The 17,885-nt window shown below is 38.7% G+C and carries 14 protein-coding genes and 1 tRNA gene; 5 read left to right on the plus strand and 10 right to left on the minus strand.

From position 1 onward, the window contains the following. Positions 1-38 precede the first annotated feature (38 nt). The gene (locus ASG38_RS12105) at positions 39-851 is read right to left on the minus strand and encodes a response regulator transcription factor (RefSeq protein WP_056071143.1); all 813 of its coding nucleotides are present in this window, start codon (positions 849-851) and stop codon (positions 39-41) included. Between the two features lie 221 nt (positions 852-1,072). Here ASG38_RS12105 and ASG38_RS12110 point away from each other — a divergent pair, with 221 nt between their 5' ends. Beyond that, a complete protein-coding gene (locus ASG38_RS12110) occupies positions 1,073-2,710 on the plus strand; it encodes an NADP-dependent glyceraldehyde-3-phosphate dehydrogenase (RefSeq protein ID WP_200937038.1) in 1,638 nt (545 codons plus the stop codon). A gap of 94 nt (positions 2,711-2,804) precedes the next feature. Here the strand turns inward: ASG38_RS12110 and ASG38_RS12115 are convergent, their stop codons facing one another. After that, on the minus strand, positions 2,805-3,833 hold the full coding sequence (locus ASG38_RS12115) for a cytochrome d ubiquinol oxidase subunit II (RefSeq protein WP_056071146.1): 1,029 nt from the start codon (positions 3,831-3,833) through the stop codon (positions 2,805-2,807). A 5-nt stretch (positions 3,834-3,838) separates the two neighbouring features. Next, complete coding sequence (locus tag ASG38_RS12120; protein WP_056071149.1) at positions 3,839-5,140, minus strand: cytochrome ubiquinol oxidase subunit I; 1,302 nt, start codon at positions 5,138-5,140, stop codon at positions 3,839-3,841. Positions 5,141-5,462: 322 nt separating this feature from the next. On the opposite strand from ASG38_RS12120, the gene ASG38_RS12125 reads away from it, so the two are divergent. Continuing rightward, positions 5,463-6,953, plus strand: a complete 1,491-nt coding sequence (locus ASG38_RS12125; protein WP_056071152.1) for an aminotransferase class V-fold PLP-dependent enzyme — start codon at positions 5,463-5,465, stop codon at positions 6,951-6,953. Here the strand turns inward: ASG38_RS12125 and ASG38_RS12130 are convergent. After that, the gene (locus ASG38_RS12130) at positions 6,946-7,827 is read right to left on the minus strand and encodes a lysophospholipid acyltransferase family protein (protein ID WP_056071155.1); all 882 of its coding nucleotides are present in this window, start codon (positions 7,825-7,827) and stop codon (positions 6,946-6,948) included. The genes ASG38_RS12125 and ASG38_RS12130 overlap by 8 nt on opposite strands. A 105-nt stretch (positions 7,828-7,932) precedes the next feature. Here ASG38_RS12130 and ASG38_RS12135 point away from each other — a divergent pair, with 105 nt between their 5' ends. Further along, positions 7,933-8,556 (plus strand): rhomboid family intramembrane serine protease, encoded by a 624-nt coding sequence (locus ASG38_RS12135; RefSeq protein ID WP_056071157.1) that lies wholly within the window; start codon positions 7,933-7,935, stop codon positions 8,554-8,556. A gap of 206 nt (positions 8,557-8,762) precedes the next feature. Continuing rightward, complete coding sequence (locus tag ASG38_RS12140; RefSeq protein ID WP_056071473.1) at positions 8,763-9,449, plus strand: SIMPL domain-containing protein; 687 nt, start codon at positions 8,763-8,765, stop codon at positions 9,447-9,449. 79 nt (positions 9,450-9,528) lie between these two features. Here ASG38_RS12140 and ASG38_RS12145 read toward each other — a convergent pair whose 3' ends face one another. The 6 genes from ASG38_RS12145 to ASG38_RS12170 all read right to left on the minus strand — a co-directional run bounded on the left by ASG38_RS12145 (position 9,529) and on the right by ASG38_RS12170 (position 15,733). Then, positions 9,529-10,155 (minus strand): DUF6705 family protein, encoded by a 627-nt coding sequence (locus tag ASG38_RS12145; RefSeq protein WP_056071160.1) that lies wholly within the window; start codon positions 10,153-10,155, stop codon positions 9,529-9,531. A 6-nt stretch (positions 10,156-10,161) separates the two neighbouring features. Continuing rightward, a complete protein-coding gene (locus ASG38_RS12150) occupies positions 10,162-11,670 on the minus strand; it encodes a hypothetical protein (RefSeq protein ID WP_056071163.1) in 1,509 nt (502 codons plus the stop codon). Between the two features lie 378 nt (positions 11,671-12,048). After that, positions 12,049-12,129, minus strand: a tRNA-Tyr gene (locus tag ASG38_RS12155). Between the two features lie 154 nt (positions 12,130-12,283). Beyond that, on the minus strand, positions 12,284-13,432 hold the full coding sequence (locus ASG38_RS12160) for a TlpA disulfide reductase family protein (protein WP_162239694.1): 1,149 nt from the start codon (positions 13,430-13,432) through the stop codon (positions 12,284-12,286). 82 nt (positions 13,433-13,514) lie between these two features. Next, positions 13,515-14,927 (minus strand): rhodanese-like domain-containing protein, encoded by a 1,413-nt coding sequence (locus tag ASG38_RS12165; RefSeq protein ID WP_056071169.1) that lies wholly within the window; start codon positions 14,925-14,927, stop codon positions 13,515-13,517. Positions 14,928-14,947: 20 nt separating this feature from the next. Next, complete coding sequence (locus tag ASG38_RS12170; protein ID WP_056071172.1) at positions 14,948-15,733, minus strand: sulfite exporter TauE/SafE family protein; 786 nt, start codon at positions 15,731-15,733, stop codon at positions 14,948-14,950. 169 nt (positions 15,734-15,902) lie between these two features. On the opposite strand from ASG38_RS12170, the gene ASG38_RS12175 reads away from it, so the two are divergent. Beyond that, a complete protein-coding gene (locus tag ASG38_RS12175) occupies positions 15,903-17,870 on the plus strand; it encodes an endonuclease (RefSeq protein WP_056071173.1) in 1,968 nt (655 codons plus the stop codon). Positions 17,871-17,885 lie beyond the last annotated feature (15 nt).

A 17,885-nucleotide genomic window follows, 5' to 3' on the forward strand; every position in this document is an offset into this window, starting at 1 on the left:
TCAGCAAAGTTGCCTGGAAAAACAGAAAGAAAATAGAATCAAACCGACACAATGGGTTGTGCTGCAAAATTATTTTCAAATTCTGACAGATACAGTTTTGGGGTCACGCCGGTAAATTCTTTAAAAGTGCGTATGAAATGTGACTGGTCTGAAAAGCCATTTTCATAGGCAATGTCAGAAAGTTTGGTATAATCATATGTATGCAGCTGTGTCAGAGCGGAACGAAACCGGCAGACTCTTGCGAAAAGGCGGGGGGATATGCCAATGGAGTTTTCAAATCGTCTTTCAAATGTGCGTTCCGACAGACTGAATTTTTTATGCAAATCGGTCAGGATAACCTCACCGTTGTAACGGATAATGGTTTCTGTGGCCTGCTGCAATATGAGGTCGGAATTGTCTTTTGAAGCAATCGTTAGAAGAAAATCGGAAATAAGCCTGATTTGATTTTCGACAGAAGTGGCTTCGGATAATTTTTCCAGCAAAATGGGCGTTTCCTTTGGCTGTAGCAATGATATATCCAGGCAGGTATCTGTAATTTCGCTCGCATTGATTCTAAAAAGAGAACCCAATACGTGCGGTTTTAGGTAAAAGATAATTTTGGTGAATTGTCCGAAAGAAAAAAGATTAATTGGTTTTATGGTCTGTCCGTAAAGATAAAAGCTGGAAAGCTTTTCGTTACAGGAATCCGTAAAAAAGCCATGATTGGATTGGCTGAATAGAATACCCGGACAGCCGTCTGCAAAAAAACGCAGGTAACTTTCAGACTGCAGGGAAGCGCCAGAGGTAATTACCTCAATATGTTTTACAAATGCCGATAGCTGTAATGTTGGCGCTAGGGAATTAAAATTCATCGCGTTTCTGTCTGTAGTTCATACAAATATACTAAATGTGTTTTGGAGAAAATAAAAAGTGGGGCTGTATTAGCATACAGAATTATGCCTTTGTTAATTGCAACTGAGAATTTCTATAGGATTATAACAAATTATAATATAAGCCTAATCTTTCTTCTCGTTAAATCTGATTATATTTACGTAAAGTAAAACGTATCATTAATTCCTTTAAATTAGAATTTATGGATAATAATAAAATACCTTTTGAGGAATCTCTGGAGAGGCTTTTTGTTGAAGAAAGTGCTATTCCGGAACAGTTCCGAATCGGGGAAATCCACCAAAAAGAATACCTGAGCAATGGTGAAATGAAAAGATGGAGCGGAGAAGTCCATGAAGTCTATTCGCCTGTTTATATAAAAACAGCCAGCGGGTTGCAGCCAAAACTGATAGGGAGCTATCCGGTTGGAACCCCAAAAGAAGCACAGGCATCGCTTGATGCCGCTGTAGAGGCTTATAATGATGGGAGAGGAGAGTGGCCAACCATGAGCGTATCGGAAAGAATACATCATGTGGAGCAGTTTACGGGCAGGATGATTGCTAAAAAGGAAATGGTAGTCAGGCTCATTATGTGGGAAATTGGAAAATCCTATGCTGATTCTGTAAAAGAGTTTGACAGGACGGTGGAGTATATTTATGCCACTATCGATTCGCTAAAGAACCTTGACAGGGATTCTTCACGCTTTGAAATTGCCGAAGGTATAGCCGCGCAGATTCGTCGTTCACCACTTGGAGTAGTACTTTGTATGGGACCATTTAATTATCCGTTAAATGAAACTTTTACAACATTGATTCCTGCACTGATAATGGGAAATACTATTCTCTTTAAACCACCCAAATTTGGAACCCTGCTGCATTATCCTTTGCAGGAAGCTTTTCAGGAAAGTTTTCCAAAAGGTGTCATCAATGTCATTTATGGCAGAGGCAGTGATATTATTCCGGGATTAATGCATTCAGGGAAAATTAATGTACTGACGCTCATAGGTTCCAGTAAAGTAGCCAATGAGTTGAAAAAGCAACACCCAAAAGTAAACCGTCTTCGTGCTGTATTAGGATTGGATGCAAAAAATGCTTCAATCATTACTTCAAAAGCGGATATTGGTTTAGCTGTTAAAGAAACCATTACGGGTTCATTATCATTTAACGGACAGCGTTGCACGGCTTTGAAAATAGTATGGGTTCATCGCAGTATAGCCGACCAGTTTTTAAGTGAATTCAGTAAAGCGGTGAGCAATTTGAAATTTGGCCTTCCATGGGAAGAAGGAGTGTCTTTAACACCACTACCTGAACCTTATAAAATAGATTATCTGAATGATTGCATTAAGGATGCCGAAGAATATGGCGCCAAGGTAGTCAATGAAAATGGAGGTGTATCAAAAGCGTCCTTTTTCTATCCGGCCGTGGTTTATCCGGTAAATGAAAAGATGAAGCTTTATTACGAAGAACAATTCGGGCCTATTATTCCGGTGGTTCCTTTTGATGATGTCGAAGAAGTAATCCAATATCTGATAGATGCTCAATACGGACAGCAGGTAAGTATTTTTAGTAGGGATGCTTCTGAAGTAGGGGCACTTATCGACCCGCTAGTGAATCAGGTAAGCCGTGTCAACATCAACAGCCAGTCGCAACGTGGACCTGATATTTTTCCTTTTACGGGAAGAAAAGACAGCGCAGAGGGAACTTTGTCTATTCCGGATGCCATCCGTTCTTTTTCCATCCGTTCGTTAGTGGCTTTTAAAATGAATGATGCCAATAAGGAACTCATTAATGAGATTGTGAATTCGGATAAATCTAATTTTCTAAGTACTAAATTTATATTTTAGTTGAAAGTCGATAGTTGAAAGTCGAAAGTCGATAGTTGATAGTTGATAGTGGAAAGTCGATAGTTGAAAAGGTCTGCCTTTGGGTGGGCCTTTTTTAGTTTTCTTCGTTTTCAAGAATTTTAATCATCTTGAAGGATTTCAGCAAATGAAAAAGTCCGGGTAGAATTATCAGTCCACCAATGATAAGGGAAATGCCTAGAATGGTTATCGTGCTTTCCGGAGCCATATCGTCCAGTAAGCTGATTTGTCCTGTTTTGGTAATGATAAGGTTAGGGAAATGGGCGCCTACGGCGGCAGAAAGAATCAACAATACCTGAAGTCCTGCTAAAAACCGGCACCATACTATTTTTCCTTTTCGGATGCTTTTCCAAAGCGGAACCAGTAACAACCCTGATACTGCTACTGCGCCTATGGCGTAATAATTTTTGAGTACGTCGAGAACAAATTTGTTTTCTTCAAAGTAGGCTACGGCAAGCGTAACAAATCCTAAAACAACCACTACCCACGTAGCTATTCCTGCTTTACGGATATACATTCTCCTTTCATATTCTGTGGCTTCTCCAATCAGGAAAGTAGCAGAAAGGAATACGCATAGTGCACTGAAGAAAAATCCGGTGAGGATAGGAAACGGCTGTAACCATGGTTTTATATAAACGGAGGCAAAATCGGCATTAGGAGTATTTTCAAGAAGAACGATATTACCGCTAATCAAAGCTCCGTAAGTCATGCCCAGAAAAATTGGAGTAACAAGACATGAAAATTCAAACATGCGGTCGTATAACAACTGTGATTTGTCTTTTACGGCATCATAATGGCGGAAAACAAATGCAACACCGCGAAGTGTAATGCCTAGTAAAATTAAGGTCAGCGGAATGTGGAGGTAAATAATGATAACGTTGTAAAATCCGGGAAAAGCAATCCAAAGAATTACAATCAGGATAATAATCCAGATATGGTTGGCTTCCCAGACGGGGCCCATAACGCTATAAACCCTTTTCTTGATAGAGACCTGGTGGTCTTTTGATGAAAAAAGTTCCAATATTCCGGCACCAAAATCAGCGCCACCCAGCAAGGCATAAAGGAATAACGAAAACAATGTAAAGAATAAGACAACGTATAGCATAATCTTTAATTTTCAGAGTTATTGAGTACTTTAATCTGACGTATCATCAGCCAGGTTACCGCAACGGAAAGTACGGCATATAGGATTACATAAAGGTAAAAGCTGTAAATCATTCCCGGCATTGGTGTAACCGCATCTTTGGTGCGCATCACATTATGGATAATCCAGGGTTGTCTCCCTACTTCCGTAACAATCCATCCGGCTTCCAGAGCCAGAAAACCGACAGGCGCCAGACAGGCAAAAAACAGCCAGTACTTCTTGGAGGCCTGCCATTTTTTCTTTTTAAGGCTTATAAAATAAAGCAGTCCAGAAAACATGAGCAGTGTTCCAAGGCCTACCATAACCTGAAAAGCGTAATGGGTTATAGCAACCGGGGGATGGTCTTCTTTTGGGAAGTCGTTCAGGCCTTTAACCTCGGCATTAAAATCACCAAAAGACAAGAATGAAAGTGCTTTCGGGATTTCAAGTTTATAACTAACCGTTTGAGTTTCTTCGTCTACAATCCCGCCAATATAGAGCGGTGCTCCTTTTTCGGTTTCATAATGGGCTTCCATAGCCGCCAGCTTTACCGGCTGTCTTTGGGCAATGTCTTTGGCAGAAAGGTCACCGCTCAAAGGTTGTAACAGTGCCGCGACAGCTCCAAAAACGATGGCTATTCTGAAAGCCTCAAGGTGGAGTGCTACGTTTCTGTTTTTATAAATCTGCCAGGCATGGATTCCCGCTACCGCGAAAGAAGTAGCGACAAAGGCGGCCAATGTCATGTGTAAGGCCTGCGTAAACCATGCCGGATTAAGAAAAGCTTTTAAAGGGTCGATATTGAGAAATTGACCGTCTACATAATCAAAACCGGAAGGAGCATTCATCCAGCTGTTGGCCGAAACCACCAATATTCCGGAAGCAACTCCGGAAAGCCCCACAATAATTCCTGTTAGCAAATGGAATTTTTCCGGCAGTTTGTTCCAGCCATACAGATAAAATCCCAGAGCCAGTGCTTCTACAAAAAAAGCGGCCCCTTCGAGTGAGAAAGGCATTCCGATTATTGGCCCGGCGTGTTTCATGAATTCGGGCCATAATAATCCCAATTCAAACGATAAGGCTGTGCCCGAAACGGCACCCGTCACAAAGAAGATAGCGACGCCTTTTTGCCAGGATTTTGTCAGTTTGAGAAAGACAGGTTTTCTTGTCCTTAGCCATTTGTAATGTGAAAGTACCATAAAGAAAGGCATTACCATTCCAATACAGGCAAAGACAATATGGAAAATGAGGGTAAATGCCATCTGCATTCTTGCAGCATCTAAATTATCCATAAGAGTTTCAATTTAGCCTAACAAAGATAGTTCAGAAAAGGCAGGAATCCTTGTTTTTTCTGACTTAAATTGATTAAAAATGAAGATTTTGGCTGTAAAATATAAAGTGAAATAAAACCGTTTCTTTAACAAAAAGATAGCTTTAGGATTGAAGCCGGAAGAAAAAAATACTTTGTGTCAAAAATATCATAAAAGAGCCAATTTTATGGAAGGATTTAGCGTTTTTGTTAATAGTGAAAAATAACAATTTTTGATATTTCTGTTTTTTGATTTGATTTGGAATCGGCAAAAAATAGTATCTTTGGAGCAAATAAATAGCATAATGACCACAACTGAAATGTCTACCGAACTTGAACAGTATTTCCAGCAATTCCGAAATAATATTATTGGGATTGACCAGGAATTTATTTCTCCTTTTGGGAAAAAGAAAATCATTTATACGGATTGGACAGCGAGTGGGCGCCTTTATCGCCCGATAGAGGAAAAGCTTATGAATGATTTCGGGCCGTTTGTAGCTAATACGCATACGGAAACTACGGTTTCCGGAACGGCAATGACTATGGCCTATCACGAAGCACGACATATTATCAAAAAGCACGTTAATGCCAACGAAGATGATATACTGATTGCAGACGGAACAGGGATGACGGGTGTAATTAATAAATTCCAAAGAATACTTGGTTTGAAAATACCGGAAAACCTTCGCGAATTTACTGCCATTCCGGACGAAAAACGACCTGTTGTTTTTGTTTCGCATATGGAACATCATTCCAATCAGACTTCATGGCTGGAAACTATTGCTAAAGTAGAAGTGATTCCGGCCTGTGAAAAAGGATTACTTTGTATGGATAGTTTTAAGGCACTTTTGGAGAAATACAAAGACCATACGCTAAAGATTGCTTCCATAACTTCCTGCTCAAATGTTACAGGTATCAGAACGCCGTATTATGAAGTAGCAAAACTGATGCATCAGAACAATGGTGTCTGTTTTGTAGATTTTGCCTGTTCGGCTCCATATGTTGATATTAATATGCATCCGGAAGATAAGGAAGCCTATTTGGATGCTATCTTCTTTTCTCCGCATAAATTTCTGGGCGGACCTGGTACTTCGGGAATTTTAATTTTCAACAAAAAGCTGTATAAAAATATGATTCCGGATCATCCGGGTGGTGGAACTGTATCGTGGACAAACCCTTGGGGAGAACATAAATATCTTGATAATATAGAGGAACGTGAAGATGGTGGTACTCCGGGTTTTCTTCAGGCCATCAAGACCGCTTTGGCTATACAGCTCAAAGAAAAGATGGGTGTGAAGAACATACTAAAAAGAGAACACGAAATAATCGATTATGTTTTTTCTGAACTGGGTGCTATTCCCAATATCACTATTTTGGCAGACCAGCATAAAGACAGATTGGGCGTGATTTCCTTTTATATTGACGGTTTGCATTTCAATCTGGGAGTAAAACTGCTGAATGATAAATTTGGAATACAGACCCGAGGAGGTTGCAGTTGTGCCGGAACCTACGGGCATTATTTACTGCATGTTGATGAAGAAACTTCGCACGACCTGACAAATTCTATTACAGCAGGTGACCTGATTAGGAAACCGGGATGGATTCGAATGTCAATTCACCCTACTACTACCAATGCAGAGATTCAGTTTGTCTGTGAAAGTATCAAAGCGGTAGCCCAAAACCACCAGGAGTGGGCTAACGAATACGAATACCATAAAAACTCGAATGAGTTCACCCATAAAAATGCTTCAAACCCCGAAAAAGAGTTGGTGAAACAGTGGTTTAGTACTATTTAGGAGATTTGTCGCGGAATTTCCAGCGTTTGTGCGTCCACAGATAATATTCCGGAGCTTTTAAGATTTGCTGTTCTACCAAGTGAAGAAACATATCAGAAATCTGGTAGTTTGGAATTTCTTTCGGATGGTCCACCATTTCGGCAAAAGTGGCTTCATAATAACCGCGTTTGGTTTTGACCACATCCACAAAAATTACATTCAGGTCCATTCGTTTGGCAATCATTTCGGCTCCTGTATGCATAGGTACCCTTACGCCAAAAAAATCTCCCCAATGAAAAGCTTTGGATGCTTTTGGAGATTGGTCGCTGGCAAAGCCATAGACGCCTTTTATGTCATTTTTTTGATTTTCATGGATAACATTGATGGTTTCTTTCGTATCGATAAGATGTGCATGGAATTTGGCACGAATGTTTCTTACCAGTTTGTCAAAATATTTGTTGCGAATTGTTTTATAGATGGCATAGCCTTTAAAAGTAATTTTTCGATTCATTGAAATCAGCCACTCATAACTTCCGTAATGAGAACAGAACAGGGCTATGCTTTTTCCTCTTTTTTCCATTTCAAGATATACTTCGAGGTTGGTGAACTTGAAACGTTTTTCAATTTCTGAATCCGAAATGGTCATTGTTTTTATCATTTCGACAAAATTATCGCAGAAATGATGGTAGAATTTTTTTTCAACGATGCGCTTTTCCTGTTTGGAAAGATGGGGAAGGGCAATATCGAGATTCTCCCTAACCGTCTTTTTTCTATAACCGATGACGTAATAAACAAGCAGATATATGCAGTCAGAGAAAAAATAAAGTACTCTAAAAGGCAATATTGACATCAGCCACAAGAACGGATAAAGAATAATAAAAAGTAGTAACTGCATTCGAGGAATATTTTATGCAAATATAAGGCTAATGCTGTTAAATAGTATAGTGCTTTTACAATTGATAAGGAAAGGGTTTGTATTTTTACGCTCAAATTACCTCTTATGAATATTTTTCTTATCGTTATTATTGCCCTGAATTTGATTGTTAGTTTCAAAGGATTCAACGATTTGTCTTTTTTCAGAAAATACGAATTCCATGTAGGCAGCATTCGTGCCGGTGAACAGATTCGTATGTTTTCTTCAGGATTCCTTCATGTAGATATTGCGCATCTGGCATTTAACATGCTGACGCTTTATTTGTTTGCTCCTTATGTAATTGCAGGATTGGGTTCGTTTACTTTCCTTATGATTTATGCCGGAAGCCTTATTTTAGGTAATCTGTTGACTATGGCTTTACATAAAAATGATTATAGCTACAGGGCAGTGGGAGCATCAGGAGCGGTAATTGGAGTGGTTTATGCTGCTATTCTGGTACAGCCCGCGTTAGAAATTTATTTTATGCCGGGTTATATTTTTGGAATTATCTATCTTTTATATTCGATTTACGGAATGAAATCCAAAAGTGATAATATTGGCCATACGGCACATTTTGGAGGAGCTATAGGCGGTTATATTATTACTCTGTCACGTGCGCCTGTTATTATTTCCGAAAACACTTTTACGGTAATCATACTTGCTGTTCCTATTGTCATACTTTTTATCATGGCTAAGACAGGAAAATTGTAATTTTTTTTTAAAAATGTTTTTTACAGCGGCCTGTAATTTTATAAGGCTTAGCTTTCAGTATTTTAGTGTTAAAAATAATTAGTTATTTATTTAAAAAACCTGTATTTTTATACTGGTTTTGCAAAAAACATGACCAAAAAAAGAAGGCAATTCTGATATTGGCACGTAATTTGGAAATACTCAAAAAAAAAATAAATACAAACACTATGAAAAAAACAATTTTTATCCTGATGACCATTTTCGCAACAGCCGCACAGGCGCAAGAAATTAAGCAAGTTCCACAGATTAACGTTTCTGGGGAAGGAAAAATTAAAGTAACACCAGACTATGCTATCATTTCGATTGGTGTTGAAAACACGGGGGCTGATGCAGCAGAAGTCAAAAAGAAAAATGATGCAACAGTTGATGCAGTAATCAAATACTTAAAAGGCTTTAAATTGCCTGCATCAGACTACCAGACAAAACAGGTGTACCTGCACAAAAGCTACGATTATAACAAAAAGAAAAACACTTTTGTAGCATCACAACAGATTACGGTGACACTTAAGGACCTGTCTAAGTATGATACTTTAATGATGGGATTGGTTGATACCGGAATCAACAACATTAATGGAGTAGAATTCAAGTCTACAAAAGTAGCACAGCTTGAATCTGAAGCCAGAAGAGCAGCTGTAGCCGATGCAAAAACTAAAGCGATGGATTATGCCTCTGCATTGAACCAGAAAGTAGGTAAGGCTATCATGGTTTCTGACAACTCTCAAACTCACTATCCGGTTCCGGTAATGTATGCAATGAAAGCAGAAGCTGCCGGTGATGCAATGTCAAGAGAAACTTTGGCAATTGGAGAAATTGAAATTACGGCCAACGTAACAATAAGCTTCTCTTTGGAATAATAGCTGAAAAATAATAAAAAAGCCTGGGGATTTCTCCGGGCTTTTTTTATTGGTGTAAGATGTTATTTAATCTCATAATTTACAGTAATTTAGTCAATACCATATCTTCAGGAATAACAAAATCAGAATCGTCCGGTTCTACACCGTTACTACAGGGTCTGGTATGAAAATAGCGAGTATCAGTAGTTCGTTTCCAATAGAGTTTTTCGGGATTACTGTTATTGTATATAATATCTAAACTTCCAAGTTTTCTTCTTCGATGACAATTGTTAGTAGAAGGTTCTGTGTAATAAAAACCAATAGTGTAATTTACAACAAAGTTGCTTTGTATCTGACTTGGTTTTGTATTTATAAGCCCTTGTTCCCTTGGATAGCTGTTTGTACCGTAATTGTCATAAATAACCCTGCCATTTTTTTTGTATAAGAATTTTGTGAAAAGTTTGTCCCCAAATACATTGTAATGCTCATTTTCCATTACCTTTTCTTTAAAGAATGTAATTTTGAAGTAATTTGTTCCGTCATCATAAATCCAGGTTCCTATAAGGTTTTGGAGTTTGTTATTGGTGTCTTTATAGTAACTGTTTGGATAATCCATGTAATTATTTCGCAGACGTTCTTCAATAGGCCTTACAATTTCTTGCCCTTTCATTGAGAATGTAATTAATAGCAGTGCTATTATTACAATTGTATTTTTTAATTTTTTCATACCATATCAATTATATTTCGTGTGTATAGCCCATTTATAATTTCCGTCTGCATCCAGAGTTGCAGAGAAAAGGGTCAGGCCTGTTGTATGTTCTTTTAGAAAGTCAATCAGGTAATCCGATAATAGTTTATCATATTCTATATTGGGTAAAATACAGTTACAATCCCGCACTGCTTTTATTCTCACATCTTCATAATACTTTAAATTGAAATTATCTTTAAAATTTTCATCTGATATCTTATTCGCAAAATTTTTAGCTTTTCGTGGATCAGTTACCCTAAGCGCAAAAATGCCCAAATCTGAAACCAGTATTGAGGTTATGTTCTCAGCATCAGGAGCCTCATGCTCTTTCTTTCGTTTGTAATAATAACCCATTCCATCAGTATCTTCAGATGAAAAGATAGGCTCTAAACCAGGAGAATGGTGCATGTGTATTCTTACTATAGAATGCTCATATACGGGACCGAAATCTATTCCTGCATATTGGGGTCTTTCGACTTCTACGCGATATTCTACGGATTCATCGTTGTAATCTTCTATAAAAAATTCTGCTCCCAGTTCCATTCGAGCGGTTCTTACGGCTCTATGAAGTTCTTCAATTTTATCCTTAACTTCTGTTCTGTTTGTAATTCTGTTTAATTCCTTAATATGGTTTCGCATATTATTTCTGTCGGGTAGTACAGGCGTGGTTATTAGGTTATTGCCACTTTCAGTTATACTTCCTGTGCCTGTATCTTCTCTGCCCGGGCTTCCATCACCGCCGCCACCGTTGCCCGGACCAACACTAACGCCTCCCGTATTTCCGTTTCCAGTGGTTGGGCCGTGGCCAATGCCACCGCTGGAAAGACAGCCTTTATTGATAAAAAGGACGGTATATTCTTCTTTTGTCCAATTTGAAGCACATCTGCCATCATTATCTCCTTTGTCTGTGATCCTGTTTCCGTTTTTGTCATCGCAGTAATTTTTTGTTATTATTGCTACTCTAACGCAATTACTGCCATTGCCCCCAATATTGAATTTTGATTGGGTTTTGATTTCCAGTAATGTCGTTGGGGCCAGATTCTTTGGTTGTATACCAGAGGCAAGCAATTCTCTTTCTTTATCGGAAAGGAAATATTCCGCAATATATGCCGTGTATTCCTTCCCGTCAGAAACGAGGATTAAATTTTCGATCCTGCTACTTCCTGGCTCACTTATGATTCGAAAAGTAATGGTATGAAACTCACCTTTGCTAATGCGTATGGCATTTTCGGTATCGATATTATAACCGTAATTTTTTATATTGACTGACCTAGCCCGTAGCGCACCACTTTCTTCAGATTGCAAATCAGTTAGTTTTTGCAGAACAGCGTTGTTTTTGCTTAAATCTGAAAAGCTGAGGTTTTCCAGTTTCAGTTCAGGATTGCCCTTTGGTCTATTCTTTTCGAGTGGGTCAGTTTCACAGGCAGAGGCAAATAATAGCATACAGATTATTGCGACTCTGGAAATAGCCTGTTTTTTTCTTCTCGGCTTCATATGGCTTATAATTTAGATTTTGGCGTATTTCTTTAAGAAAAAACATATGTGGGAGTAGATAAGCAGGTTGCCCTGACAAAAAAGAGTTTTTTACGAAAATAGTAGTTTTTTAATTGATTTTCAAATAGTTGTGTTTTTTAATCGGTATTAAACGATTACAAATGTTTAATTAATAATTGTTTAGAGATGATTTTTAGAACTATCTTAGCTAAAGAGCGGGATTACTATAGATTGTGGCAATATGAAAGGATGGAGGTTCTGAAATAGTAATCCAATTTATTTTGGATCTTATTTCTACCAAAATGGTTATGTGTTTTGGGAATTTGACATAAAACAAAAAAACCTGTAAATATAAATTTACAGGTTTTGTGTTTGTTGTGGGGGGAGCAGGATTCGAACCTGCGAAGGTTTCCCAACGGATTTACAGTCCGTCCTCGTTGGCCGCTTGAGTATCCCCCCGCCTTGCTTATTGCGGTTGCAAATATAGCACTGTTTTTAGTTTATGCAAGTCTTTTTTGTAGATATTTTACAACAAAATTTTAATGTATTGGTAATGAATAAAATAAAAAAATCTCCACCAGGGAGATTTTTATGATTTGTTTCAGAATATGAATTAAGCGCCTAAAAGTTCTTTTACTTTTGCTCTCAATTCTTCTCCACGAAGGTCTTTTGCTACAATTTTTCCTGAAGCATCAAGGATGAAAGTTGCAGGAATTGAAGTAATGTTGTATTTCTTAGCAATAGGGTCTTGCCAGAATTTCAGGTTTGAAACGTGTGTCCAGGTCAATTTATCAGCCTCAATAGCTTTTTTCCAGCTTTCTGCTTCACCTTCTCTGTCAAGAGATACTCCAATGATGTTTAATCCTTTATCGTGGAATTCATTGTATAATGCCACAACGTTTGGATTTTCCTGACGGCAAGGTCCACACCATGAAGCCCAAAAATCAATGATGGTTACTTTTCCTAAAGATTCTTTAAGGGAAACTGTTTTTCCTTCCGGGTTTTTAGCTGAGAAATCAGGTGCTTTTTTACCAATTTCAACTGCCAGACGGTTCTCTAATTTTTCCTTGATTGCTTTTCCCGGCTTCGTGTTTTTTAATTCAGAAGTAAGGCCATCGTATATTTTCTGGATTCTTGCGAAATCAGGCTCAGGTGTATTGAAAAGGCTTTGCGTAATCAGTGCACTGATGAATGATTTTGGATTTTTCTCAGAATAAGAGTAATACTTCTCGATAAGCGGCTCCTGAATTTTTCCGTATTCTTTCATCAACTGGTTGATTACCGCAGTATCTTTTGCTTGTTGTGCGGCCGTCATTTTTTCCATATTCATCTGTTGGAAAGCCATAGCTTTTTTCTGAATATCTTTCTGGATAGCCTGAGTATCTGTCTTGAACTTTGTTAATTCTTCGTTGTTATACGTTCCGGTAACTTTTGATTTTCCAAGCGTATCTTTGTCAACAGCAATATTGATTTTACCATTTTCAAGAACGAAATCAATTTCTCCTTGTTTTGTTTCTATTCTTAAAGAGTGGATAGATGGTTCTGTAGCGGTACCTTTAAGTTCAAATTTTCCATTTTCAACTTTTACGGTATCAACAGGAATCATTTTTCCCATGATTTCTTCATCCTGTTTTTGAAGAATTACGGTTTTTCCATTTTCGACACCGGTTACTGTACCTGTAATGATATATTCGCCATCACCTGATTTGTTACAGGAAACCATTAATGCCGTAACAGAAAGCAATAAAAGGATTTTTTTCATTTTTAATTTCATTTTTGAATTTAGTTAGCAAAAGTATTTAAAATTATAATCGGATTATGGCAAACTGCCTAAATTTTAAGAATTATTTATTGGTTGACGGACAGACAAATGCGGTCAGTGGCAGGCCTGTTTTTCTAATACCGGCTATTCCTTTTTCCACATTAATCATGTTGTGGTAGCCTCTTGCTTTTAGTATGGATGCCATAATAACTGAACGATAACCTCCGGCACAGTGCAAATAGAAGTTTTCATCTTTTGGCACTTCAGCTAATTGCTCGTTGACAAAATCCAAAGGAATATTTACGGCATTCTCAACGTGTTCTGCATTGAACTCTCCCGGTTTGCGGGCATCAACAATAATGCTTTTTTCGTTTACTTCGGATTGAAATTGTTCCGGAGAAATTGATTCAATACTGTCTGTTTCAAAGCCGGCTTCTTTCCAGGCGGCAATGCCACCTTTCAGGTATCCCAATGAATTGTCAAAACCAACTCTGGAAAGTCGGGTAATGGTTTCTTCTTCTCTTCCTTCCGGAGTGATTAATAGCAACGGTTGTTTTACATCCCGAATCAAAGCACCAACCCACGGTGCAAACCCTCCCTGGATGCCAATGAATATAGAACCGGGGATGTGGCTTTTTACAAAATCATCTTCATGGCGAACGTCCAATATCAGCGCCTCGGATTGGTTGGCAATAGCTTCAAACTCTCTCGGAGTTAGTGGCTTGAATGATTTTTCCAATATGTTGTCAAGACTTTCATAACCCTGAATGTTCATCATTACATTTTGAGGGAAATAAGCCGGTGGAATTCCCAATCCGTCAAGAAGCTCTGCTGTAAATTCTTCACGGGTCATGTCTGCCCTTAAAGCATAATTTGTTTTTTTCTGGTTGCCTAACGTGTCTGTAGTTTCCTTGCTCATGTTTTTTCCGCAGGCACTGCCGGCTCCATGGCTTGGATAAACAATCAAATCATCAGGAAGTATCATGATTTTGTTTCGAAGCGAATCGTATAAATGGGAAGCCAGTTTTTCCTGGGTCAGGTCGCTTGACATCTTTTGTGCCAAATCCGGACGCCCCACATCGCCAATAAACAGGGTGTCACCGGTAATGATGCCGTGTTGCTTTCCGTTTTCGTCCGTAAGCAGATAACAGGTACTTTCCATCGTGTGTCCCGGTGTATGGATTGCCTTTATGGTATAGGCTCCCACTTTAAATTCCTGTCCGTCTTCAGCGATGATGGCTTCAAAATTAGGTTTTGCCGTAGGACCATACACAATCTGACCACCTGATTTTTTAGCAAGATCCAAATGGCCCGAAACGAAATCAGCATGGAAATGCGTTTCGAAAATGTATTTTATTTTAGCATTATCCTTAGTTGCACGGTCAATATAGGGCTGTACTTCACGTAAAGGGTCGAAAATAGCTGCTTCGCCGTTACTTTCCAGATAGTAGGCCGCCTGGGCAATACAGCCGGTATAAATTTGTTCTAATTTCATAATTTTTATTATTTGAGAATCTAAAATAACAGCTCTTTAGTCAGTATTAGTATTGACATGGTTAGTACAAACCACCCAAAGCCTTTTTTCAGATTTTTTTCGTTGATGAACTTATTGAGGTATATCCCTGCAAAGATACCTAAAATTGAAATAAAAGAGAAAATAAATAGGAACCTCCAATCAATAGCAATGTTGCCAATATCGCCCGTAAATCCGATAAGCGAATTGATAGCGATAATAAATATTGACGTGCCAACTGCTTTTTTCATTGGTAGCCTGGCAAGATAGACCAAAGCCGGAATTATTAAAAAGCCGCCACCGGCACCCACCAATCCTATAACAACGCCAACCATAAAAATCTGTATGATGGTTATGGCAGGATTGGGAGGAATGTTTGATTTTTCAGATTTTTTATTTTGAATCATAGAAAGTGCTGCCATCAGCATTACTATGGCAAATAAAATCATGATAAACAGATTTTTTGTAATGGTAATTTCACCAATCGAAAATAAAATTTCAGGAATTTTCGGAACGATGAGTTTTCGGGTGAGGTAGATGGCAGTTAAGGAAGGAAGTGCAAATTTTAACCCGGTTTTTACATCCACAAATCCTTTTCTGTAATTCTGGATGGTTCCAAAAGCAGAAGTAGTTCCCACAATAAAAAGAGAATAGGCAGTAGCCGTAACGGGATTAATTCCTAAAAGATAAACGAGTACAGGAACTGTGAGGATAGAACCGCCTCCACCTGTCAGGCCAAGGACCAGCCCAATGACGAGCGCTCCTAAATAGCCAAAAAATGCGTCCATTACAAAAGATTGAAACTGTTCCGTAAATATATCAAAAACTATTCTGTATTTCTTTACAGAACCTAAATTTTAAACTGGTTTGATTAGTAGGTATTGGTCGCATTTAGTGTTAAATAGGAGATTTCATAATATTAAATGCTTAATTTTGACTGTTTAATCCATTTTTAGCATGATAAAAAATTATTTTTCTCTTTTATTCTTACTCTTTTCGACTTGCTTTTCTTACGGGCAGGTAGTTATTAACGAACTTGATTCTGATACGCCCGGTATTGACGATAAGGAATTTGTGGAGCTCAAATCGGCAACGCCAAATTTTTCGCTTGATGGCTATGTACTTGTCTTTTTCAATGGAAATGCCGAATCTGCGAGTACAGGGAATAAAAGCTATCTCACCATTTCGCTAAACGGTCTTGTTACTGATGCCAACGGATTGGTTGTGATTGGTAGCAATGCGGTTTCTCCCGTTCCGCAAAAGATTATAGCCGATAATCTAATCCAGAATGGTGCCGATGCTGTAGCTGTTTATTTGGGTTCTGCAGCAGATTTTCCTGACGGTACTTTGGCAACAACAACTAACTTAATTGATGCTTTGGCCTATGATACCAGTGACCCTGATGCTACCCAGCTTATGGGATTATTGGGACTGACAATACAGATTAATGAAGACGAAAATGGTTTGGGAACCACCCAATCCATTCAAAGAAAACCTGACGGAACTTATGAAGTTAAGACGCCTACTCCGGGAGCCAATAACGACGGAAGCGGCATTATCTTTAACGGAATATCCATAAGCGTTCCTTCGCTGCTATATACAGAAGGGGATAGCTTTCCCATTACTTTTACAACACAGACAGCCGTAACCAGTGATTTGGCTTTTAGCTATACATTGACAAATGGGAGTTTTAATGCTTCTGATTTTACAGCCAATACCAATGTATTGATTCCTGCCGGTTCTTCAACTTTTACAACTACCATCCAGCTTATTGATGATGCGATAGATGAAGGAGACGAAGTGATGAAAATCAGGTTTGGAACTTTACCTGCCGGTTATGTAAGGCTCAATGACAATGTTGAAGTCAGGATTATAGATAATGATTTTACAGTTTCGCCGTGGGGAACACCATTAAATCCGACACATGGAGCAGTGGCAAGTACAGTTCCTCCGGGATATTATGATTCTCTTGAAGGAAAATCAGGTGCTGCTTTGAAACAGGCTGTTCAGGACATTATTGCCAATCCGGCAGTAGTAAGGGCGCATAATTATGGCGATATTACCACTATTTTGAAAACAGCCGACCAAAATCCGCTGAACAGCAATGAGGTTTGGTTGATGTATAAAGAAGTAAGCCGTTCTAAATATTTGTTTCAGGATTCGGGAAGTGGTGTTGGAAGATGGAACCGTGAGCATATTTACCCGCAATCAAGAGGCGGATTTACGAATGGAACCTCTGACACTCCGGATGGTATTAATGTATGGGAACCTTCCAATGCCAATATGTTAAACCATGGTCATGCTGACGCCCACCATTTAAGAGCAGAAGACGGACCGGAAAACAGTTCCCGTAACAATAAAGATTTTGGACTGACAGATTATAACGGATTTGCAGGAAATGCAGGAAGCTGGAAAGGTGATGTTGCCCGTGCCGTATTTTATATGTGCGTTCGATATAACGGATTGAATGTTGTAAACGGAAATCCGCCGGATTCTACTGTTGGACAGTTGGGCGACCTTGCCACATTACTGCAATGGAACGTTAATGACCCTGCCGATGATTTTGAAATGAACAGGAACAATTATATTTATACGTGGCAGCAAAACAGGAATCCGTTTATTGATTATCCTTACCTCGCGGATTATATCTGGGGAAGCAGGGCAGGAGAGACTTTTTCTCTTTCGGCTCCGGAATTTTCAGAACTTAAAGTATCCATTTATCCCAATCCAGCCAAAAGCCATATTACAATTGCCGGTGTAAATAATCCGGCTACTATCGAACTGTTTTCAATTTCAGGGCAAAAGCTTCTGACGAAAGATTTTTCAGGAACATCAACCCTGCAAATTAATCTTGCTTCGGGATTGTATATTGCTAAAATCTTTTCTGAAGGAAAAACGGCTGTTCGTAAAATAGTAATCCAGTAAGCGGAAAAAAGTATA

Source organism: Flavobacterium sp. Leaf359, assembly GCF_001423985.1.
In the GTDB taxonomy this organism is placed as follows: Bacteria; Bacteroidota; Bacteroidia; order Flavobacteriales; family Flavobacteriaceae; genus Flavobacterium; species Flavobacterium lindanitolerans.